General features: G+C 69.1%; 18 protein-coding genes. 10 read left to right on the forward strand and 8 right to left on the reverse strand.

Annotated features, from left to right (window positions below; translation table 11 throughout):
• The 5 genes from betA to AB0C27_RS43725 are packed head-to-tail and all read right to left on the reverse strand — an operon-like array spanning position 1 to position 6,653.
• Positions 1-1,632, reverse strand: a complete 1,632-nt coding sequence (betA, locus tag AB0C27_RS43705; protein WP_357857795.1) for a choline dehydrogenase — start codon at positions 1,630-1,632, stop codon at positions 1-3.
• Positions 1,629-2,582, reverse strand: coding sequence for an ABC transporter substrate-binding protein (locus AB0C27_RS43710; protein WP_357857798.1), 954 nt, complete (start codon positions 2,580-2,582; stop codon positions 1,629-1,631). Before AB0C27_RS43710 ends, betA begins: the two co-directional genes overlap by 4 nt.
• Before the next feature lie 56 nt (positions 2,583-2,638).
• A complete protein-coding gene (locus AB0C27_RS43715; protein ID WP_357857801.1) occupies positions 2,639-3,613 on the reverse strand; it encodes an ABC transporter substrate-binding protein in 975 nt (324 codons plus the stop codon).
• Positions 3,610-5,526 (reverse strand): ABC transporter permease subunit, encoded by a 1,917-nt coding sequence (locus AB0C27_RS43720; protein WP_357857804.1) that lies wholly within the window; start codon positions 5,524-5,526, stop codon positions 3,610-3,612. The genes AB0C27_RS43715 and AB0C27_RS43720 overlap by 4 nt, the downstream gene beginning before the upstream one ends.
• A complete protein-coding gene (locus AB0C27_RS43725) occupies positions 5,523-6,653 on the reverse strand; it encodes a glycine betaine/L-proline ABC transporter ATP-binding protein (protein WP_357857807.1) in 1,131 nt (376 codons plus the stop codon). Before AB0C27_RS43725 ends, AB0C27_RS43720 begins: the two co-directional genes overlap by 4 nt.
• Before the next feature lie 337 nt (positions 6,654-6,990).
• On the opposite strand from AB0C27_RS43725, the gene AB0C27_RS43730 reads away from it, so the two are divergent.
• The 4 genes from AB0C27_RS43730 to AB0C27_RS43745 all read left to right on the forward strand — a co-directional run bounded on the left by AB0C27_RS43730 (position 6,991) and on the right by AB0C27_RS43745 (position 11,064).
• Positions 6,991-9,717 carry a nitrate- and nitrite sensing domain-containing protein gene (locus tag AB0C27_RS43730; protein ID WP_357857810.1) on the forward strand — a complete coding sequence of 909 codons (2,727 nt, stop codon included), beginning with the start codon at positions 6,991-6,993 and terminating at the stop codon, positions 9,715-9,717.
• Positions 9,714-10,136 (forward strand): roadblock/LC7 domain-containing protein, encoded by a 423-nt coding sequence (locus AB0C27_RS43735; RefSeq protein WP_346104726.1) that lies wholly within the window; start codon positions 9,714-9,716, stop codon positions 10,134-10,136. The genes AB0C27_RS43730 and AB0C27_RS43735 overlap by 4 nt, the downstream gene beginning before the upstream one ends.
• 66 nt (positions 10,137-10,202) lie before the next feature.
• Positions 10,203-10,517 carry a DUF742 domain-containing protein gene (locus AB0C27_RS43740; RefSeq protein WP_245956310.1) on the forward strand — a complete coding sequence of 105 codons (315 nt, stop codon included), beginning with the start codon at positions 10,203-10,205 and terminating at the stop codon, positions 10,515-10,517.
• Positions 10,498-11,064, forward strand: coding sequence for an ATP/GTP-binding protein (locus tag AB0C27_RS43745; RefSeq protein ID WP_357857814.1), 567 nt, complete (start codon positions 10,498-10,500; stop codon positions 11,062-11,064). Before AB0C27_RS43740 ends, AB0C27_RS43745 begins: the two co-directional genes overlap by 20 nt.
• 30 nt (positions 11,065-11,094) lie before the next feature.
• Here the strand turns inward: AB0C27_RS43745 and AB0C27_RS43750 are convergent, their stop codons facing one another.
• The gene (locus AB0C27_RS43750) at positions 11,095-12,054 is read right to left on the reverse strand and encodes an SIS domain-containing protein (RefSeq protein ID WP_357857817.1); all 960 of its coding nucleotides are present in this window, start codon (positions 12,052-12,054) and stop codon (positions 11,095-11,097) included.
• Positions 12,051-12,980, reverse strand: coding sequence for a hypothetical protein (locus AB0C27_RS43755; RefSeq protein ID WP_357857819.1), 930 nt, complete (start codon positions 12,978-12,980; stop codon positions 12,051-12,053). Before AB0C27_RS43755 ends, AB0C27_RS43750 begins: the two co-directional genes overlap by 4 nt.
• Before the next feature lie 361 nt (positions 12,981-13,341).
• Between AB0C27_RS43755 and AB0C27_RS43760 the strand changes: the two genes are divergently transcribed.
• From AB0C27_RS43760 to AB0C27_RS43775, 4 genes are read left to right on the forward strand one after another with little or no spacing between them, the layout of a single operon-like run.
• Positions 13,342-14,463: a spermidine/putrescine ABC transporter substrate-binding protein gene (locus tag AB0C27_RS43760; RefSeq protein ID WP_357857822.1), complete on the forward strand. Its 1,122-nt coding sequence runs from the start codon at positions 13,342-13,344 to the stop codon at positions 14,461-14,463.
• 38 nt (positions 14,464-14,501) lie between these two features.
• Entirely contained in the window at positions 14,502-15,341 is an 840-nt protein-coding gene (locus tag AB0C27_RS43765) for an ABC transporter permease (protein ID WP_357857825.1), read from the forward strand.
• Positions 15,334-16,113, forward strand: coding sequence for an ABC transporter permease (locus AB0C27_RS43770; RefSeq protein WP_357857829.1), 780 nt, complete (start codon positions 15,334-15,336; stop codon positions 16,111-16,113). Before AB0C27_RS43765 ends, AB0C27_RS43770 begins: the two co-directional genes overlap by 8 nt.
• Positions 16,100-17,146 carry an ABC transporter ATP-binding protein gene (locus AB0C27_RS43775; protein ID WP_357857832.1) on the forward strand — a complete coding sequence of 349 codons (1,047 nt, stop codon included), beginning with the start codon at positions 16,100-16,102 and terminating at the stop codon, positions 17,144-17,146. Before AB0C27_RS43770 ends, AB0C27_RS43775 begins: the two co-directional genes overlap by 14 nt.
• On the opposite strand, the gene AB0C27_RS43780 is transcribed toward AB0C27_RS43775, so the two are convergent.
• Complete coding sequence (locus AB0C27_RS43780; protein WP_357857835.1) at positions 17,140-17,745, reverse strand: TetR family transcriptional regulator; 606 nt, start codon at positions 17,743-17,745, stop codon at positions 17,140-17,142. The two genes, AB0C27_RS43775 and AB0C27_RS43780, sit on opposite strands and share 7 nt — an antisense overlap.
• Positions 17,746-17,869: 124 nt before the next feature.
• On the opposite strand from AB0C27_RS43780, the gene AB0C27_RS43785 reads away from it, so the two are divergent.
• Positions 17,870-19,135, forward strand: a complete 1,266-nt coding sequence (locus AB0C27_RS43785; protein ID WP_357857838.1) for a glycosyltransferase — start codon at positions 17,870-17,872, stop codon at positions 19,133-19,135.
• Positions 19,136-19,163: 28 nt separating this feature from the next.
• Positions 19,164-20,561 (forward strand): aminobutyraldehyde dehydrogenase, encoded by a 1,398-nt coding sequence (locus tag AB0C27_RS43790; RefSeq protein ID WP_357857841.1) that lies wholly within the window; start codon positions 19,164-19,166, stop codon positions 20,559-20,561.
• Positions 20,562-20,789: the final 228 nt, after the last annotated feature.

Raw genomic sequence — 20,789 nt, forward strand, 5'->3', positions numbered from 1 at the left:
CTACGCCTGCCCGTGGCGGTAGAAGGCGACCGGCTCCGGCGGCAGGGGCGTGTTGCCGAGGATGAGGTCGGCGGACTTCTCGGCCAGCATCATCACCGGCGCGTAGATGTTGCCGTTGGTCACGTACGGCATGGCCGAGGCGTCCACCACCCGCAGCCCGTCCAGGCCGTGCACCCGCATGCTCTGGGGATCGAGCACCGACATCTCGTCGGTGCCCATCCGGCAGGTGCACGACGGGTGCAGCGCGGTCTCGCCGTCCTTGGCCACCCAGGCCAGGATCTCCTCGTCCGTACGCACGTCGGGCCCGGGTGACAGCTCGCCCCCGTCCAGGTCCGCCCAGGCGGGCTGGGACAGGATGGCCCTGGCGTGCCTGATCGCCTCCACCCACTCGCGCCGGTCCTGCTCGGTGGACAGGTAGTTGAAGCGCAGGGCCGGCTTGCGGCGGGGATCGGCGGAGACGACGCGCACCGAGCCGCGCGCGTCGGAGTACATCGGGCCGATGTGCACCTGGTAGCCGTGTCCGCCGGCCGGGGCCGAGCCGTCGTAGCGGACGGCGATCGGCAGGAAGTGGAACATCAGGTTGGGGTAGGCGACGTCGTCGTTGGAGCGGATGAAGCCGCCGGCCTCGAAGTGGTTGGTGGCCCCTGGGCCGCGTCTGCGGAAGAGCCAGTCGGCACCGATGAACGGGCGGCGCCACATGGCCAGCGAGGGCTGCTGCGAGACCGGCTGCGTACACGCGTGCTGGATGTAGACCTCCAGGTGGTCCTGGAGGTTCTCCCCGACGCCGGGCAGGTCGTGCACCATCTCGATGCCCAGGGGCTCCAGCAGGGCGCGCGGGCCGACCCCGGAGAGCTGGAGGAGCTGCGGGGTGTTGATCGCCCCGCCGCACAGGATGACCTCCCCGGCCTCGATGCGCTCGCCGTCGCACAGGACACCGGTGGCGCGGGTGCCGTCGAAGAGCACCTTCTCCACGAAGGCGCGGGTCCTGACGGTCAGGTTGGGGCGGCGGCGCACCGGGTGGAGGTAGGCGCGGGCGGCGCTGAGCCGGCGGCCGCGGTGGATGTTGCGGTCGAAGGCGGCGAAGCCCTCCTGGCGGTAGCCGTTCACGTCGTCGGTCAGGGGGTGCCCGGCCTGCTGGACCGCCTCGAAGAACGCCTCGAACAGCGGCCCGCGCGCCGGGCCGCGCTCCAGCTTGAGCGGGCCCTCACCGCCGCGGAACTCGGTGCCGGGGTCGGCCAGGCAGTTCTCCATCTTCTTGAAGTACGGCAGGCAGTGGGCGTAGTCCCAGTCCTTCATGCCGGGATCGCCGGCCCAGCGCTCGTAGTCGAGCGGGTTGCCGCGCTGGAAGATCATCCCGTTGATGCTGCTCGAACCGCCCAGCACCTTGCCGCGGGCGTGGTAGACGCGCCGGCCGTTCATGTGGGGCTCGGGCTCGGACTCGTACTTCCAGTCGTAGAAGCGGCTGCCGATGGGGAACATCAGCGCGGCCGGCATGTGGATGAACACGTCCCACAGGTGGTCGGCCCGGCCGGCCTCCAGCACCAGCACCGAGGTCGAAGGATCGGCGCTGAGCCGGTTGGCCAGGGCGCAGCCGGCCGAGCCGCCGCCCACGATGACGAAGTCGAACCTCAACGGGGAATCCAGTCCTTCCACACGATCTTGTTCTCGTCGACCCACCGCTCAGCGGCCTCTTCGGCGCTCATCTTCTCGTTGATCATGTCGCTGGCCACGGCGTTCTGGTCGTCGTTGGTCCAGTTGAAGTTGCGGACGAACTCGTACGCCTTCCCGCCGGTCTCGGCGAACCGCCTGCTGACGATCTTGTCCAGCAGGTACGGCGGATAGTCGCAGGCCACCTTCGCCGCCGTGTCGTCGCAGCCCACCGCGTAGGGAGGCAGTGAGACCTTGACGAGCCGGATCTTGGTGAACAGCCATTGCGGTTCGTAGAAATACATGAGCAGCGGCGTCCGGTTCTTCGTCGCCTCCTGCGCGGCCTTGATCAACGCGGCCTCGCTCCCGGAGTAGACGACCTTGTAATTCAGTCCGAGGTTCTTGATGATGGCCTCGTCATTCGTCACGAAGGTCGGATCGCCGTCCAGAACCTGTCCGGCGGTGCCAGTTTTCTCGGTCCGGAAAAGGCTAGAGTATTTATTGAGGTTTCGGTAGTCCGTAATGCCGGGATACCTTTTGGCCATCCACTCGGGGATGTACCAGCCGATGACCCCTTTGTTCCCCGTGAGGCCCGCCGACAGTGCGACCTTCTTCTGCTCGATGTAGGTCTTCTTCAAGTCGTTGTGACCCCAGCTCTCCACGATCACGTCGACCTTGCCGGATTCGAAATCCTTCCAGGACTGGTCCTCTTTCACCGGGCGCTTGTTGACCTTGTAGCCCAGCTCCCGCTCCAGCAGGTGCGCCATGACGGCGGCCTGGGCCTCGTAGCCCGCCCAGGCGTGGATGTCGATGTTGACCGTCCCCTTGGCCTGGGCGGCGGCCTCGGGTTCGGCGCCCGAGCAGGCCGTCAGGAGCAGGATCCCGACGAGGGGCCCAGTGAAGGGCAGGGCGGCGAGCTTCTTGGTTCGCATCATCAGAGGTCTCCGGGAACGCGCGGCCCCAGGGGCGGGGCCGCGCGGTCATGACGGGGTCACTTGGGGATCCAGGCCTGCCACTTCGCGGGGTTGGCCTCGATCCACTTCTTGGCGGCTTCCTCGCCGGTCATGCCGTTGTTGGTCATGTCGTTGGCCACGGCGTTCTGGTCCTCGTTGGTCCAACTGAAGTTCTTGACCAGCTCGTACGCCTTCCCGCCGGTCTGCGCGAACTTCGTGCTGACGATCTTGTCGAGGTCCATCTCCGGGTAGTCGCAGGCGACCTTCTTGGGGTCCGCGTCGCAGCCCTCGGTCCAGGCCGGCAGGTTGACGCGGACCAGGTCGACCTTGTCGAAGATCCAGTGCGGCGTCCAGAAGTAGAACAGCAGCGCCTTCTTCTGCTCCTGCGCCTGCGTGGCCGACTTCAGCAGGGCCGCCTCGCTGCCGCCCGTGACCACCTTGAAGTTCAGCTTGAGGTTCTTGACCAGGGCCTCGTCGTTGGTGACGTAGCTGGGGTCGCCGTCGAGGAGCTGGCCCTTGCCGCCCGACTCCGAGGTCTTGAACAGGTCGGCGTACTTGTTCAGGTTCTTGTAGTCGGTGATGTCCGGGTACTTGTCGGCCATCCACTTGGGCACGTACCAGCCGATGATGCCCTTGTTGCCGGTCGAGCCGGCCTCCTGCGCCGTCTTCTTCTCCTCGATGAACTGCTTCTTCAGGTCGGGGTGACCCCAGTTCTCGATGATGACGTCGACGTCGCCGGTCTCGAAGCCCTCCCAGGCCAGCTGCTCCTTGATCTCGGGCAGCTCGACGTTGTAGTTGAGCTCGTTCTTCAGCAGGTACGCGACGACGTTCGCGCTGGCCTCGTACCCCACCCAGGGGTTGATCGCGATCTTCACGGTGCCCGCGGAGGCGGCGCTGCTGGCGCCGGCCTGCGGGGCGGCGGTGCTGGTCGAACTGCTGTCCACCGTTGCTCCGCCGCAGCCCGCGGCGGCGAACGCAACGGCCATCAGGCCTGCGAACAGGCGAATCTTCATGTGAGCTTCCTCTTTCGGGGGGAAGGGCGTCTGTCGGCGCCCTGCGTGATGCGGTCGAGCATGACTCCGAGCAGGACGGTCGCGACGCCGGCCACGAAGCCCATGCCGAAGTCGCTCCGCTGGGAGAAACCGACGACCACGTCGTAACCGAGCGCCCCCGCCCCGACCAGGCCACCGACGACGACCATGGCGAGCGTCATCACGATGCCCTGGTTGGCCGCGAGCAGGATCGCCCGCCTGGCCATCGGGAGCTGCACCTTCCACAGGAGCTGGGCCGAGGTCGAGCCGGCGGAGGCCGCGGCCTCCACGACGGTCGGGGGCACGGCCTTGATCCCGTCCTCGACCAGGCGCACCACGGGGGGAACGGCGTAGATGATCGAGGCGAAGATGGCGGTGAAGCGGGTGGTCTCGAACAGCGCCAGCGCCGGCAGCAGGTACACGAACGCCGGCATGGTCTGGGCGGCGTCCAGCACGGGCCGCTGAACGGCCGAGTAGCGCGGCGAGCGGGCCGCGGCCACCCCGAGCACGAGGCCGATGAGCAGGGTGACCAGCACCGCGACGGCGACCGTGGTCATCGTCTGCATGGCGTGCTCCCAGACGCCGAGCAGCGCGATGGCGAGCAGGCAGCCCAGCGCCGTCAGCGCGGGGCCGGCGCCGCTCACCCGCCAGGCCACCAGCAGCACCGCGAGCGCGATCAGCCACCAGGGGGCCGAGGTGAGCAGCGACTCCAGCGGGTTGAGCAGGACGGCGGAGGTGACGTCCTTGATCCACGTCGTCACGCCGAACCAGTTCGTCTCGGCCCAGCGGACGATGTCGTTGACCTCGGAGACGACGTTGACGGTCAGGTTCTCCGGCCACGTCGCGGGCAGCACGGGGATGAGCGCGAGCCCGGCGGCGGCCAGCACGCCCGCCCCGGCCAGGCCGGCGCGGCCGATCCTGGCGTGCGGGTCGCGGCGGGCCACCGCCATCAGCATCCGGTCCAGCACCACCGCCATGATCACGACGGCGACGCCGGCCGGGAGCATGATGCCGACCTGCGCGCGCGACAGGCCGCGGATGATGTCGCCGCCCAGCCCGGGGGCCGAGATCAGGTTGGCGATGACGACCATGGACAGCGCCATCATGACCGTCTGGTTGACCGCCAGCGCCATCGTGGACCTGGCCAGCGGCAGGTAGACCTTGAACAGCGTCTGCGCGCGCGTGGCGCCCAGCGAGGTGGACGCCTCGACGGCGGTGGGGGAGACCCCCGAGATGGCCAGGGCGGTGATGCGGATCGCGGGCGGGATCGAGTAGATCATCGTGGCGATGGCCCCGGCCGGCGCGCCGATGTGGAAGAACAGCGCCAGCGGCGCCAGGTACGCGAACGTCGGCATGATCTGCATGACGTCCAGCACCGGCGTGATCGCCCGCCGGACGCGGGCGGAGAGCCCGGCCCAGACGCCGATCGGGACGCCGATCGCCAGCGACAGCAGCACCGCCACCGCGACCAGGGCCAGCGTGTCGACGCTCGACTCCCACAGCCCCAGCACGCCGAACGCGCTCACGCCCGCGACCGCGAGCAGCGCGATCCGCCAGCCGCCCGCCAGCCACGCCAGCGCGCCCATGACCCCGGTGATGCCGGGCCAGCCGAGGGCGTACAGGGTGGTCTGGAACACGCCGTAGAGCAGGCCCACGAAGAGCCGGATGTAGTTGAGGAAGTACAGGAAGAGCGGGTTGTCGTTGCGGTGGTCGTCGATCCACTCGCGCAGCTCGGTGACGGCCAGGAACTGCGGCGCCTCCTTGTCGTGCGGCAGCGTGCCCGTGCCCTGGAAGACCAGGTACGCCACCACGAACAGCAGCGCCACGCCCGCCGGCGCCGCCCACTTCGGCAGGCCGAGCCTGGTGGAGGGCGTGGGGACGGCCGTGGAGCTCATGCCCCCGCCTTCGCGCCCGTGCCGTCGCCGCCGTCGCCCGCACCCGCGCTCGCACCCGCGCTGACACCGGCACCGGCACCGGCGTTCGCGCCTAAGTCCTGGCCGGCCAGGAAGCCGAGCAGGTCCACCTGGTCCACCACGCCGACCAGCTCGTCGCCGTCCACCACCCTGATCGGCTGGGCCGAGGACGACGACACGCCGATCGCGTCCTTGATCACCGTGGTCACCGGCAGCACCGGCCCGTCCAGCGGCTCGCCGCGCTCGGGAGGGCGGCAGATCCAGCGCAGGGTCAGCACGTGACTCCTGGGCACGTCGCGGACGAAGTCGGCCACGTAGTCGTCGGCCGGCGCGCCCACCAGCTCCTCGGCCGTGCCGAGCTGCACGATCGAGCCGGCCCGCATGATCGCGATCCGCTCGCCCAGCTTGAGCGCCTCGGACAGGTCGTGCGTGATGAAGAGCATCGTCTTGCCGACCTCGCGGTGCAGCCGGATCACCTCGGCCTGCATGTCGCGCCTGATCAGCGGGTCGAGCGCGCTGAACGGCTCGTCGAACAGCATCACCTGCGGCTCCACGGCCAGCGCGCGGGCCAGGCCCACCCGCTGCTGCATGCCGCCGGAGAGCTGGTCGGGATAGGCGTCGGCGTAGCCGTCGAGGCCGACCAGCGAGAGGATCTCCCCGGCCCGCGCGTGCCTGGCGGCCTTGGCGGTGCCCTGGATCTCCAGCCCGTAGGCGACGTTGTCGATCACCTTGCGGTGCGGCAGCAGGCCGAAGTGCTGGAAGACCATGCTGACCTGGTGCCGGCGGATCTCGCGGAGCCGGGTGGGCGAGGCGGCGCGGATGTCCTCGCCGCCGATCGTGATCCGGCCCGCGGTCGGCTCGATGAGCCGGGTCAGGCAGCGCACCAGGGTGGACTTGCCGCTGCCCGACAGGCCCATGACCACGAAGACCTCGCCGGGGCGGACCTCGAAGCCCACGTCCCTGACGGCGGCGGTGCAGCCGGTCTTCTCCCTCAGCGCGGCGGGTTCGAGATGCTTGTCCTCGCTGTCCAGGACTTTCTCCGCCCTGGGTCCGAAGATCTTCCAAAGACCCGCAACGGTGATAGCCGCGTTGTCGGGAGAATCTCCCACACTCGCCTCCTCGTTATGACGTCGCTCAACATATGTCGGGAATAGCGAGATTCTCAACGCTGTGACCTTCTGGAGATCTTCGTGCGCCTCGCACGTTACTCGCTGGAACGGACCAATCGCCCAGAAGTGGACATTTATTCTGTTAAAGGTTTATTTCGTGCTGCAGACGCTTCCATCATGGAGTGCCAGGTTCTATCCTCATCAGTCACGCGAGCCAACTTTTGTCGCGTTATGTTGCCTTGGCCACGAGCCTTAGGATGTGTTGCAATAACCGGCAACTTGATTTCTCCCACGGCACACACTCCTCATATACGCCGATTCGGGCGAGGTGCGTTCGGTGACTACAGAGCGGGGCGTCAAGCACGCCGGCGAGGGCGGCTGGCGGCTGGGCAATTGGCGCGTCCGAGCACGTCTCGTGGCCCTCATCATGGTGCCCACCGCCGCGGCCGTGCTGCTCGGCGGCGTCCAGGTGCTCTCCTCGACCGCCGCGGCCGGCGACTACGCGCGCACGAACCAGTTCGCCCGGCTCTCCGCCGAACTCGGCGGCCTCACCCACCTCATCTCCGGCGAGCGGGCGCGGACCTCCTGGTACATCGCGCGTAACCGGCCGGCCGACGGCCTGGCCGAGGTCAAGGCGCAGATGGACCAGGTGGACCTGGAGGCCGGGCAGGTGCGCGGCATCGCCCAGCAGCTCCTGGCCGACTCCACCGGCCGCACCGCCGACCAGCTGGAGAGCCTGCTCAACCGGCTGAACGACCTGACCTCCCTGCGCGCGCAGGCGCTGGAGGCCAACCTGCTGCCCGGCCCGGCCGTCGAGCTCTACACCACGGTCGTCAACGACCTGCTCTCCGTGCACAACGAGCTGGTCAAGGGCAGCGTGGACGACGAGCTCTTCCGCCAGACGCGCATGCTCGACGGGCTCGCCCGCGCGAAGGAGAGCCTGTCCTACCAGCAGGCGCTGGTCACCGTCGTGCTGGCCGAGGGCGCGTTCGACCAGGAGCAGCTCAAGCGCTTCCTGGGCGAGCAGTCCAGGGAGCAGAACGAGCGCAGAGGATTCGCCGCCGAGGCCACCGCCGAGGAGCGCCGCTTCTTCGACGAGAACGTCAACGGCAGGCCCGCCGACCGCATGCTCTTCCTGCGCGAGCTGGTGCTGATCAGAGCCACCAGGGGCCTGCCGCTGCGCGGGCTCGACCAGTCCGCGCCCGACGACGCCAAGGAGTGGTTCGACGCGACCAACGTGGTCGTCGACGCCATGCGCCAGGTCGAGGAGCGCCAGGCGGAGGGCATCGTCCGGCGCAGCGAGGCGCTGAGCGCCGACGAGCGGCAGCAGGCCATCGTGACCGCCGTCGCCGTGCTCGCCCTGCTCGTGATCGTGCTGCTCATCACCACCGGCGTGGCCCGATCCCTGGTACGCCCCCTGCGCCGCCTGCGCGGCGAGGCCCTGGAGATCGCCGGCAAGCGGCTGCCCGACTTCGTCCAGCACCTGCGCGAGTCGCGTGACGGCGTGGTCACCGCCGAGGTGCCGCCCATCGGCATCTTCTCCAAGGACGAGGTCGGCGAGGTCGCGCGCGCCTTCGACGAGGTGCACCGCGAGGCCGTCCGGCTGGCGGGCGACGAGGCCAAGCTGCGCTCCAACGTCAACGCCATGTTCGTCAACCTGTCCAGGCGCAGCCAGACGCTGGTCGAGCGGCAGCTCACGCTGATCGAGAAACTGGAGCGCGGCGAGCGTGACGACACCAGGCTCGGCGACCTGTTCAAGCTCGACCACCTGGCCACCCGCATGCGCCGCAACAGCGAGAACCTGCTCGTCCTGGCCGGCCAGGAGGCCGCGCGGAAGTGGAGCGAGCCGGTCGAGCTGATGGACATCGTGCGGGCGGCGCTGGGCGAGGTCGAGAGCTACGACCGGGTCAGCATCCAGGTCGAGTCGGACGTCGCCATCGCCGGGCAGGCCGTCACCGACGTGGTCCACCTGCTCGCCGAGCTGGTCGAGAACGCGGTCTCGTTCTCCTCGCGCGACACCAAGGTCATCATCTCCAGCAGCCGCATCGACGGCGGCAGCCTGATGTTGTCGGTCACCGACCAGGGCATCGGCATGAGCCAGGAGGAGTTGGCCGAGGTCAACTGGCGCCTGGCCAACCCGCCCGTGGTCGACGTCTCCGTCTCGCGGCGCATGGGCCTGTTCGTGGTCGGCCGGCTGGCGCTGCGGCACCAGATCCGGGTGCAGCTGCGCCGCCAGGACATCGGCGGCCTGACCGCGATGGTGCTGGTCCCGCCCCGGTTGCTCACCGCCGTGCCCGGTCCGGTGCCCGGCGCGGGGCAGCGTCTTCAGGCGCCCAGGCAGGTCAACCGGCCCACGCCGTCGTACGCCCCGCCGTACTCCTCCTCGCCCGCCGGGCCGCCATCGGGCCATTCGTCGGGCCATTCGTCGGGTCGTTCATCGAGTCATTCGTCTGGGCATCCGTCGTTCGACACCGGCGGCGCGCCCGAGCCGTCGTCCTGGTTCACCTCCTCGCGCACGTCCATGAGCGGATCGCTCTCCTTCGACTCGGCGTCCTTCGACGCGGCCTCCTTTGATTCGGCTGCGTTCGATTCGGGGTTCGACTCGACGTTCAGCCCGGGCGGCCCGGGCGCGCCGCGGTCGTCGTTCGCCGGGCCGGCGCCGCCCGCCCCGTCCTACCCCGACCAGGCCACGCCGGCGACGTCGTTCCCGCCGCCCCCTGCGCCGGCCAAGGACGAGTACCTGCCGATCTTCGCCTCCGTCGAGGAGAGCAGCTGGTTCAGCAGGTCGGCGCCGACGGCAGACCGCCGCGAGGAGTCCTGGTCCTCACCCGCCGACCAGGGGTGGCAGGCCGCGGGAGCGGCCGCGGAGCCCGTGCAGAGCGGCACCACGAACTCCGGCTTGCCGAAGCGCACGCCACGAGCGAATCTGGTACCGGGCACCGCCAGCCCGCAGCCGCCGCCCGTACCCGTCGCTCCGGTGTCCCCTGACCGGTTGCGCAGCAGGCTGGCCAGCTACCAGCAGGGCGTGCGCAAAGGACGCGCCGAGCTCCAGGAGGACTCATGAAGGAGTTGAGTCAGGCCGCCAGAGACATCAACTGGCTGGTCAGCCGCTTCGTCGAAGAGGTCCCGGGCGTGGCGCACGCCGTCGTGGTCTCCGCGGACGGCCTGCCGATGGCCTTCTCCCGGGGGTTTCCGAAAGACCGTGCAGACCAGCTCGCCGCCATCGCGGCCGGGCTGGTGAGCCTCACCCAGGGGTCGGCCCGCGTGTTCGAGGGCGGAGGGGTCACCCAGACCCTCGTCGAGATGGAACGCGGCCTGCTGCTGGTGATGTCGATCAGCGACGGTTCCTGTCTGGCGGTGCTGGCCGCACCCGACTGCGACATGGGCTTGGTCGCCTACCAGATGACGATCCTGGTCGAGCGTGCGGGGCAGGTGCTGACGCCTGCCGTGAGGGCGGAGCTCTCCGCAGCGCGTCCGTGGTGATGGGAGTGAACCGTGGCATCGTGGCACAACGGGGAGCCGGAGCCCGAGCGAAGTTCGCTCGTCCGGATGTACGCCGTGACCGGAGGCCGGACCGCTCCGCGCACGGCGCTGGCCATGGAGGCACTGGTATCGTCGGCGACCTCGGCGCAGCTCGGCACGACCTACACGCGCGAATATCGCGCGATCAGTGAGCTGTGCCGGCAGGTGCGGTCCGTGGCGGAGATCTCCGCGCTGCTCAGCGTGCCCCTCGGAGTGGCTCGGGTGCTCGTCGCCGACATGGAGGCGGATGGGCTGGTCAAGGTGTACCAGCCGCAGCTAGAGGCAGGTTTGCCCGACAGGGGCCTGCTCGAAAGGGTATTAAGTGGACTTCGCAGGCTCTAGCCGGCTCACTTCCACGAAGATCGTCGTGGCCGGCGGGTTCGGCGTGGGCAAGACCACGTTCGTGGGCTCCGTGTCCGAGATCATGCCGCTCACGACGGAGGCGGTCATGACGGACGCGTCGGAGGGCATCGACGACCTCGGGCACACTCCGGGCAAGACCACCACAACCGTGGCCATGGACTTCGGGCGGCTCTCGCTCGACCAGGACCTGATCCTCTATCTCTTCGGCACCCCGGGCCAGCACCGGTTCTGGTTCATGTGGGACGACCTCGTCCGCGGGGCCATCGGGGCCGTGGTGCTGGTCGACTCGCGGCGGCTGGCCGACAGCTTCCCCGCGGTCGACTACTTCGAGAACTCCGGGATCCCGTTCGTCATCGGGCTCAACGGCTGGAACGGAGAGTTCCCGCACATCGAGAGCGAGGTGCGGGAGGCGCTCACGCTCTCGGCCCACGTGCCGATCGTGCGCACGGACGCGCGGGTCCGGCCGGCGGTCAAGCAGACGCTGATCACGCTGGTCGAACACGCGCTGACCGTACGCACGGGCTGAGCGGCCCGGTCAGGCACCCACCCGGTGGATCTATTGGGCCGACCACCAGTAGGCGGCCACCAGTTCGGCCACCAGCGTCTCCGTGAGCAGGGCGACGTCCGGGTCGTCGTCGTGGACGTACCTGATCGCCGCCGCGGCGTCCTTCACCTCGCCGCCGACGGCGATCACCGTGGACCCGCGCTCGCGCACCCAGTCCATGGCCTGCCCGTCGTAGCGGGAGCCGGGGAAGAGCAGGGCGCGGTAGTCGAGCGTCTTGGTGAGGTAGACGTCCACGTGCGACCAGTCGCCGCTCTCGCAGGCGTCGGCAGGGCGGCGCGGGCCCTCGCGGAACATCAGCGCCGACTGCTCCGCCGACGACAGCCGCTCGGCCGGGGCGATCGTGTAGACGCCGTGCGGGCCGTCCAGCAGCTCCATGGTCAGGGGCAGCCACTCGTCCCTGCGCTCCAGCAGGTCGGCCGACGCCTGCGCCGCCCGTTCGAGCAGGGCGGGCAGGTCGCGGTCGCGGCCGGTGAGCCTGGACTCCAGCGCCAGCAGCAGGGCCAGCGTGTGCTGGAACGTGCGGCAGGCGACGCCGCCGCGCTCCTCCCCGGCGTGCAGGTCGACCACCAGGTCGGCGGCGGCGGCGAGGGGCGAGCCGGGGGAGTTGGTGAACGCGGCCAGCCGGGCCTGACCGCCCGCGTACGCGGCGACGGCGTCGAGGGTCTCCCTGCTGGCGCCCGTGGCCGAGATGGGCACGACCAGGGTGCCCTCGGCCGGAGGCAGGCTCGCCGCGGCCGAGGCGTACTCGGCGTGGGCGAACACGCCGGCGGCGCGAAGCCGCAGCGCGGCGACGCCGGCGGCGTAGCGTGAGCTGCCCATGCCGAGGAACAGCACCCGGTCGATGCCCGCCGGCAGGCCCGCGAACGGGTCCTCGGCGCGCAGCCGGCCGGCCAGCTCCGTCAGCGCCTCCGGCTTGGACTCCAGGTCGGACAGGTAGAGCTCGGCGTTCACGCGGTGTTCTCCTCGGGGTACCAGGTGCGCAGGACGCCCATCGGGGCGTAGCGCCAGCGGGGAAGGTGCCGGGCGGCGTAGATCAGCTCGCGGCACTCCTGCTCCACCTCGAACGGGCGGATCAGGCTCTCGTCGAGCAAGTCTGCCCTGCCCTCCTCGGCCAGCCGGCGCCGGTAGGCGGTGAGCAGGGTGGCGCGGGCCCGCTCCGCCCAGGCGGCGGCGCGGGCGGGCGGCGTGGACCTTCTCTTGATCGCCACCTGCGCCACGTGGTCGAGGCTCGTGGTCAGCTGGGCCACGTCCCTGGCGGCCGGCTGGTACGTCGCGGCGTCGGCGACGGTCGGGTTGCCGTCGAAGTCGATCACCGCGTACCCGTCGCGCCAGCGCAGGATCTGGCCCACGTGCAGGTCGCCGTGGATCCTGATCAGCGGGGAGCCGGCGGGGACCGGCTCCAGCGCGGCCAGCTCCCGTCTCATGGCGCCGGCCCTGGCGGCCAGCCACGCACCGTCAGCGCCATCGGTCAGGTCGAGCGCCTCGGTCAGCGCGCTCTCAGCCCTGACAGCCAGATCCTCCCCCTTAACCGGTCCGGGGAGGGTGGACGCGGGGAGAGTGCACAGGGCGAGATGCAGGCCGGCCGCGAGCCGGCCGAGCTCGGTGGCGAAGCCGGTCCGGCCGTGCTCCGCCTCGTCCACGCACCACTCCCAGCCGTCCCTGGCCTCGGGCAGATAGCCGGTCACCAACGCCAGCAGGTGCTCGCGTCCGTCTACTACACCTGTCAGAGCCGCGTAAGGGGGAGCTGTGTCGTTGAATCCCGCCTCAACGAGGTGCGCGAGGATCTCCGGCGTCGGGTGGGGCAGCGGCGCGGGAGGGGTCAGCCACTTCACCACGACCCGCTCGTCCACCACCACCGAGTAGTTCGTCTGGTCCACGTGGTCACCGAAATCACGCTCACCTGGGGCCCCAGTGTGGAGATCTTCAGGACCGTACGAGAGGCTGGGGAGCGGGAGGAAGCGCCGCACGGCGAACGGCGGCGGCACCTCTCCCTCCAGCCGCAGAAGGAGCGCGGCGGTGAGCCCGCGATCTCGGGTGGTGAGTGGCCTCTCACCGAGAGAGATCAAGCGATGGCGTATTGAATCCCAATTCAACTGGTAGACCAAACTTCCAGGTAGCAATGTCATCAAAAGTCTTGCCCATGTTGATTTCTGCTGCAACACTCCTGGTCTGGTCGGCTGTGTCCGGTAAGGTCGCGCGACCCCTCTTCCCATACAAATTGCAGAAGGAGTAGCGGCCGTGTCCCGTACCCGGTTCACCCGTCGTCTCCCGGCCGCCGTCGCGGTGGCCGGTCTCGCGCTTGCCGTCGCGGCGTGCGGCGGTGAGTCGTCGTCAAGCTCAGATGGCACGACGGTAGCGGCGGCCGACCAGCTCAAGCCCGACGCGGACCTGTCGAAGCAGTCCCTGCAGATCACCGTATGGGACGGTTACACGCCCAAGGAGCTGCCCCAGCGGGTGAAGGAGAAGCTCAAGGTCCAGGACATGAAGGTCGCGCTGCACGCCACCAACGAAGAGGCGATGAACAAGCTCACCGCCCAGGGCGACAGCGGCATCGACGTGGCCTTCGTGTCCGGCCAGTACGCCCAGGCGCTCAACGCCCAGGGCCTGCTGGAGCCGATCCACCCCGAGCTGATCCCCAACCTGGCCAACCTCTACCCCGAGGCCACCCAGCTCTCCTACGACAAGGGCAACAAGTACTCCGTCCCCTACACCTGGGGCACCACCGGCATCTGCTACCGCACCGACCTGGTGAAGAGCAAGCCGACCAGTTGGAACGATCTCCTCAAGCCCCCGGCCTGGGCCGAGAAGAAGGTCACGATGATGACCACCGAGCGCTGGCTGGCGCTGCCCGCGCTCAAGTCGCTCGGCTACTCGGTCAACACCGACAAGGACGAGGAGATCGCCAAGGCCCGCGAGCTGCTCATGGCCCAGAAGCCCCACCTGCTCACCTACGACGACACCACGTTCGGTGACAAGCTGGTCAGCGGCGAGGCCGTGATGGTCGAGGCGTGGGACGGCTGGTGCCCGACCACCGACCCCAAGGGCAACATCGCGTTCGCGGTGCCGAAGGAGGGCAGCGACCTCTGGGTGGACACCATGGTGATCATGAAGTCCTCCAAGAACAAGGAGGCCGCGCACGCCCTGATCAACTACATCCTCGACCCCGCGATCCACAGCTGGGCGGCCGAGAACATCAACTACAAGGTCCCCAACAAGGCGGCCATGGACAAGGTGAAGATCGCCAAGGGCTCGCTGCTCGACATCCCGCCGTCCCAGCTGCTGGACGGTGAGTCGATCATCGACCTGGGCGCCGCCTCGACCAAGTACACGCGCCTGTCGGCCGACGTTCAGGCGAAGTAGTTGTCGTTGTAGTGAAGTCAGAGGTCAAGGCCCGGCCGGTGTCCCGTTCGAGAGGACGCCGGCTGGGCGCGTTCGTGTTCCTGACGCCGGGGCTGACGTACCTGGTCGTGCTGCTGCTGGTGCCGTTGGCGCTGGTGCTGAGCTACACGGTCTTCCAGCGCGGGCGCTTCGGCGGGGTGGTCTACGAGTTCACGGCCGAGAACTTCGAACGGCTGGTCGACCCGCTCTACCTGGACGTGGTCATCGGCTCGCTGAAGATCGCGGCGGTGACGACCGTGATCGCGCTGCTGTTCGGCTATCCGACGGCGTACCTGATCGCCCAGCTTCCGCGGAAGTGGAAGACGATCGCGCTGGTCGCGATCGTGCTGCCGTTCTGGACGAACTTCATCATCCGCGTCTACGCCTGGATCATCCTGCTGAGCGGGCCCGGGCTGGTCAACAGCGGGCTGAAGGTGTTCGGGATCGAGCCGCTCGAACTGCTCTACAACGAGGGCGCGATCGTGGCGGGGCTGGTGTACTCGTACCTGCCGCTGATGGTGCTGCCGCTGTTCGCCGCGATCGAGAAGCTCGACCCGCAGCTCAGAGAGGCCTCGGCCAACCTGGGGGCCTCCGGCCTGACCACCTTCAGAAAGGTCACGCTGCCGCTCACGGTGCCGGGCGTGCTGACCGGGAGCCTGTTCGTGTTCGTGCCCAGCTTCGGCAACTTCGTCATCCCCGAGCTGCTCGGGGGCAGCAAGTCACTGATGGTGGGCAACCTGATCAGGCAGCAGTTCCTGTCGGCGCGCGACTGGCCGTTCGGCTCGGCGCTGGCGCTGGCGCTCATCGCGGTGCTGCTCGTGCTGCTGGTCGCGCAGGCATGGGTGGCGCGCCGTGCGTAGGTCCAGGCTCCTGTACGTCCCCTTCTGGGCCACGTACGTCTTCCTCTACGCGCCGATCGTCGTGCTCGTCGTCATGTCGTTCAACGCCGGCGAGTCCGCGTACACCTACGAGGGCTTCAGCCTCAAGTGGTACGGCGAGCTGGCCGGCGACGACCGGATCATGAACGGCGTGGTCAACACGCTGATCGTGGCCGTCGGATCGACCGTGATCGCCACGGTGCTCGGCACACTGCTGGCCGTCGGCCTGGCCAGATACACCAGGTCCAAGCTGCTCGACGCGGTCTCGCTGATGCCCGCCGTGCTGCCCGACCTGGTGCTGGCCATCGGGCTGCTGGTCTTCTACGGGATGATCCAGCTCACGCTCGGCCTGTACTCGGTGATCCTGGCCCACGGCGTGTTCGCGATGGCGTTCGTGGCGGCGGTGGTGCGGACCAGGCTGTCCGGCGCGGACACCTCGCTGGAGGAGGCCTCGCGCGACCTGGGCGCAGGGCCGGTGGTGACGTTCATCAAGATCACGCTGCCGCAGCTCGCGCCGGGGATCGTGGCCGGGGCGCTGCTGGCGTTCACGCTGTCGCTGGACGAGTTCGTGATCGCCTTCTTCACGATCGGCAACGCCGAGCCGACGCTGCCGATCGTCATCTACTCAATGATCCGTTTCGGGGTCACCCCGAAGATCAACGCCCTGGCCGCGATCCTGCTGCTCGTGAGCTTCACGGCGGTGATCGCCGGGCAGCGACTGACCAAGATCGGGGAGTCTCGTGCTCAAGATTGACGGTGTCTCCCGCAGGTTCGGGGACGTCACCGCGCTGGACGGTGTGTCACTGGAGATCGGCCAGGGGGAGTTCTTCGCCCTGCTCGGCCCCTCCGGCTGCGGCAAGACCACGCTGCTGCGCATCATCGCCGGCTTCGAGACGCCGGACGCGGGCGCGGTGACACTCGACGGCGACGACCTGCTGTCCCTGCAGCCGAACCGGCGGCCGATCAGCCTCATGTTCCAGTCGTACGCGCTGTTCCCGCACATGACCGTGGCCAAGAACGTGGCCTACGGCTTGGAGCGCGAGCGGCTGCCCCGGCAGGAGGTCAGGCAGCGCGTCGGCGAGGTGCTGGAGACGGTCGGCCTGTCCGCGCACGCCTCCCGCAAGCCCGCCCAGCTCTCCGGCGGTCAGCGGCAGCGCGTCGCGCTGGCGCGTTCCATCGTCAAGCGGCCCCGGCTGCTGCTGCTCGACGAGCCGCTGTCGGCCCTGGACAAGAAGGTCCGCGCGGACATGCAGCTGGAGCTCAAGCGCCTGCAGCACGAGGTGGGCATCACGTTCGTGGTCGTCACGCACGACCAGGAGGAGGCCATGTCGCTGGCCGACCGCATCGCCGTCTTCGACAACGGCAGGGTCTGCCAGGTGGACGAGCCGATCGCCCTGTACGAGCGCCCCCGCTCACCCTTCGTGGCCGACTTCGTCGGGGCCAACAACCTCTTCGCCGGCGTGGCAGGGTCCGGCGGGATCGAGAGCGAGACGTTCGGCACCCTGGCCGGCACGCCGCTGACGGAGCTGGAGCCGGGCGCGGCGGCGCTGCTGGCCGTCCGGCCGGAGAGCATCGAGCTGGCCGACGAGAACGCGGCCAGGGGCCTTCCTGGCAGCGTCCTCGACGTCAGCTTCTACGGCGGCGTCTCACACGTCTCCGTGGACGTCCCAGGCCGGGCCAAGCCGGTCCTCGCCGCCGTGCAGGGCGCCGCCACGGTGAGCGCGGGCGCCAAGGTCAAGGTGCGCTGGGACGCCGAGGACGCGGTCATCATGGCGGCCGGTCAGTGAGCCAGGTCGTTGCCCGTGGCCGCGCGGGCGTAGGACAGGATCAGCTCGTTCGCCTCGTCGGGGCCGATCACCGGATGCCTGGCCGTGATGCGGTAGCCGTAGGCGTCCTCCAGGGCCACGAGGTTGCGCGCGATCGTCAGCGAGTCGGCGCTCAGCCGGAACACGCCGAGCGCCGCCCCCGTGTCCAGGATCGCCTGGTACATCGACACCTGACGGTCGTAGAGGGAGGTGAGCAGCACGCCGTAGACCCGGTTGCGGCCCGCGGCGCCGCCGAGCTCGTTGAGCAGGCGCACGTCGGGGTCGAGCGAGCCGGTCGGCAGCCCCGTCCTGATCGTGACCACCAGCTTCTCGACGGGGTCGGTGAGCGTGGCGAGCTGACGCATGCGCTGCTCGTAGAAGCGCTCCATGCCCGCGTGCTGCGCCTCGACCAGGAGCTCGCTGAGGTCGGGGTAGTGGTAGAGCACGGCGCCCGAGGTCAGGCCCGCCTCCTCGGCGACGTGCGAGAGCTGTACACCGTCTATGCCGTGGCGGATGATGGCCCTGCGCGCGGCCTCGATCAAGTCGATGCGCCGATCGCTGCGGCTCTTACGCTGCGCCACCCTCACCACCCTCACTCTTCGCATGATGTTCAGTTAGCCGTGACCATAGTGCACGTAACTCGACCCTCACGCCAGATCCATTTTTGAATTCACCTTCAAAATGACGAGTTCTCCCGGAGTCTCGATGTCTCTCACGTTCCTGTTCATGCCGGAAAGCGCGTACGGACCGACCAACAACTGCATCGGCATCGGCGACATCCTTCGCCGGCGCGGTCACCGGGTCGTCTTCGCCGCCGAGGCGTCCTGGAAGGGCAAGCTCGAAGCGCTCGGCTTCGAGGAGGACCTGGTCGACCTGGCCCCGCCGGCCGAGGAGGAGCAGGACGCCGGCCAGTTCTGGAAGGACTTCATCCGCGAGACCGCGCCCGAGTACCGCAAGAGCACGCGCGAGCAGCTCGAGACGGTCACCAAGCCGATCTGGGCCGAGCTCGTCGAGGGCGCGAAATACTGCGAGCCGCAGCTCAAGGCGATCATCGAGCGGGTGAACCCCGACGTGATCGTCGAGGACAACGTGATCACGTTCCCGGCGCTGCTCACGGCGGGCCGCAAGTTCGTCCGCATCGTCTCCTGCAACCCGCTGGAGGTGCGCGGCGAGAACGTCGCGCCGGTCTTCTCCGGCCTGCCCGCCGCCGACCGCTCCGAGTGGGACGGCTTCCGCGCCGAGTACGACCGCACCCACCGCGAGCTCTGGACCGCCTTCAACGAGTGGTGCGTCGAGCAGGGCACCGCGCCCCTGCCCGACCTCGACTTCATCCACGAGGGCGACCTGAACCTCTACGTCTACCCGGAGATCGCCGACTACGTCGGTGACCGCCCGCTCGGCCCGTCGTGGCACCGTCTCGACTCCTCCGTCCGCGAGACCGAGGAGGACTTCACGCTGCCGTTCCAGCGCGGCGAGGGCTCCCTGGTCTACTTCTCGCTCGGCTCGCTGGGATCCTCCGACGTGGAGCTGATGCAGCGCGTGATCGACGTGCTGGCCACCACCTCGCACCAGTACATCGTCTCCAAGGGTCCGCTGCACGAGGAGATCAAGCTCGCCGACAACATGTGGGGTGCGGAGTTCGTTCCGCAGACTAAGATCATCCCACTGTGCGACCTGGTCATCACCCACGGCGGCAACAACACGACCACCGAGGCGCTGCACTTCGGCAAGCCGATGATCCTGCTGCCGCTCTTCTGGGACCAGTACGACAACGCCCAGCGGATCGACGAGCTCGGCTATGGTGTCAGGCTCTCGACCTACACCTTCACCGACGAGGAGCTGACGGGGGCGGTCGAGCGCCTGCTCGGCGACAGTGACCTGCGGGCGAGGATCGCCGCCGCGGGCGAGGAGATCCGGCGTCGCGACGGCCTGCGCAAGGCCGCCGACCTGATCGAGCAGCTCGGCAAGTAGCCCGACCCGGAGAGATGAAGTCTTCCTGATGCGCGAATTGATCAACCCCGCCACCGGCCTTCCTTGTGCCGAAATTCCGGATACGCCGGTCGAGGAGGTGGCGGCGGCCGTCCGCGGGGCCCGCGCCGCGTTCGAGGAGTGGTCGCAGGCCACCCCGGGCGAGCGGGCGCGGGTCCTGCTGCGGCTGGCCGACCTGGTGGAGGCCGACGCCGAAGAGCTGACCAGGCTGGAGGTGGAGGAGACGGGCAAGCCGGCCGCGGTGTTCCGCGACGGCGAGCTGCCCTTCGCCGCCGACAACCTGCGCTTCTTCGCCGGGGCCGCCCGCTCGCTTGAGGGCACGGGGGCCGGGGTGTTCAGCTCCGGCTACACCTCGGTCATGCTGCGCCGCCCTGTCGGGGTGGTGGGGTCGATCGCGCCGTGGAACTTCCCGTTCGTGATGGCGGTCTGGAAGCTCGGGCCCGCGGTCGCGGCGGGCAACGCCGTGGTCATCAAGCCGGCGCCCCAGACGCCCCGTACGACGCTGCGGCTGGCCGGGCTGTTCGCCGAGGCGGGCGCCCCGGCCGGGCTCGTACGGGCCGTCACGGGCGACGCGGAGGTGGGCCAGGCGCTGGTCACCGACCCGGGCGTGGACATGGTGAGCGTCACCGGCTCCACCGAGACCGGCAGGGCCGTCATGAGCGGCGCCGCGGCCACGCTCAAGCGGGTCCACCTCGAACTCGGGGGCAAGGCGCCGGCACTGGTGTTCGAGGACGCCGACCTGGCGGAGATGGCCCACGGCGTGGCCATGGGGGCGACGTACAACACGGGGCAGGACTGCACCGCGGCCACCCGCGTCTACGTCGACAGGAGCGTCTACGGCGACGCCGTGGAGGCGATCAGGGAGCGGCTGGCGGGCATCACCGTGGGCGACCCCTGGGACCCCAAGACGGACATCGGCCCGCTGATCTCCGCGGCGCACCGGGACAGGGTGCACGGCTTCGTCTCGCGGGCCGGCGGGCGCGTGGTGCACGGCGGCTCCCCGATCGGGGGCCCCGGCTTTTTCTATCCGCCCACTTTGGTGGCCGACGTCGCGCAGACCAGCGAGATCGTCCAGGGTGAGCTCTTTGGACCGGTCCTGGTGGTTCTGCCGTTCGACGGTGAGGACGAAGCGGTGAGACTGGCCAACGACACTAGATACGGTTTGGCCTCTTCGGTCTGGTCGCGTGACGTGGCCAGGGCGATGCGGGTCTCGCACCGGCTCGACGTGGGCGTGACCTGGGTCAACGACCATCTGCCCATCGCCAGCGAGGCTCCGCACGGCGGGGTGAAGGGCAGCGGGTTCGGCAAGGACATGAGCCAGGAGGCGGTGCAGGAGTATTCGGTGACGCGGCACCTGATGGTGAAGCACGCGGCGCCCGCCGAACGGGATTCGTTCCGGCCAGCCTGAAAACGTGTAGGCGCTATGGTGCCCAAAGTGCCTCTTTGGGCATGTGTGGTGGGATATGTTCGGTTGGCCGATCTGGTACGGGTTGTGTTCCAATTACCCAGCCGGACAGAATCCCATGCGCCCCACGCGTGTCTGATTTTCTTCGAGCACGTACCGGCGAGAGGTTGCGAGACTCAGTGAGGACGAAAGACCCCAGGCACACCAGGTCAGGGGAGTACACAGGCGGAC

It is taken from the genome of Nonomuraea sp. NPDC048882 (assembly GCF_040649755.1).
GTDB lineage: Bacteria > Actinomycetota > Actinomycetes > Streptosporangiales > Streptosporangiaceae > Nonomuraea > Nonomuraea maheshkhaliensis.

Bases quoted from the DNA above. Each gene is read 5' to 3' on its own strand.
- AB0C27_RS43710 (WP_357857798.1), bottom strand. From the start codon at position 2,582: ATGATGCGAACCAAGAAGCTCGCCGCCCTGCCCTTCACTGGGCCCCTC.
- AB0C27_RS43715 (WP_357857801.1), bottom strand. From the start codon at position 3,613: ATGAAGATTCGCCTGTTCGCAGGCCTGATGGCCGTTGCGTTCGCCGCC.
- AB0C27_RS43720 (WP_357857804.1), bottom strand. From the start codon at position 5,526: ATGAGCTCCACGGCCGTCCCCACGCCCTCCACCAGGCTCGGCCTGCCG.
- AB0C27_RS43735 (WP_346104726.1), top strand. From the start codon at position 9,714: ATGAAGGAGTTGAGTCAGGCCGCCAGAGACATCAACTGGCTGGTCAGC.
- AB0C27_RS43740 (WP_245956310.1), top strand. From the start codon at position 10,203: ATGTACGCCGTGACCGGAGGCCGGACCGCTCCGCGCACGGCGCTGGCC.
- AB0C27_RS43785 (WP_357857838.1), top strand. From the start codon at position 17,870: ATGTCTCTCACGTTCCTGTTCATGCCGGAAAGCGCGTACGGACCGACC.
- AB0C27_RS43790 (WP_357857841.1), top strand. From the start codon at position 19,164: ATGCGCGAATTGATCAACCCCGCCACCGGCCTTCCTTGTGCCGAAATT.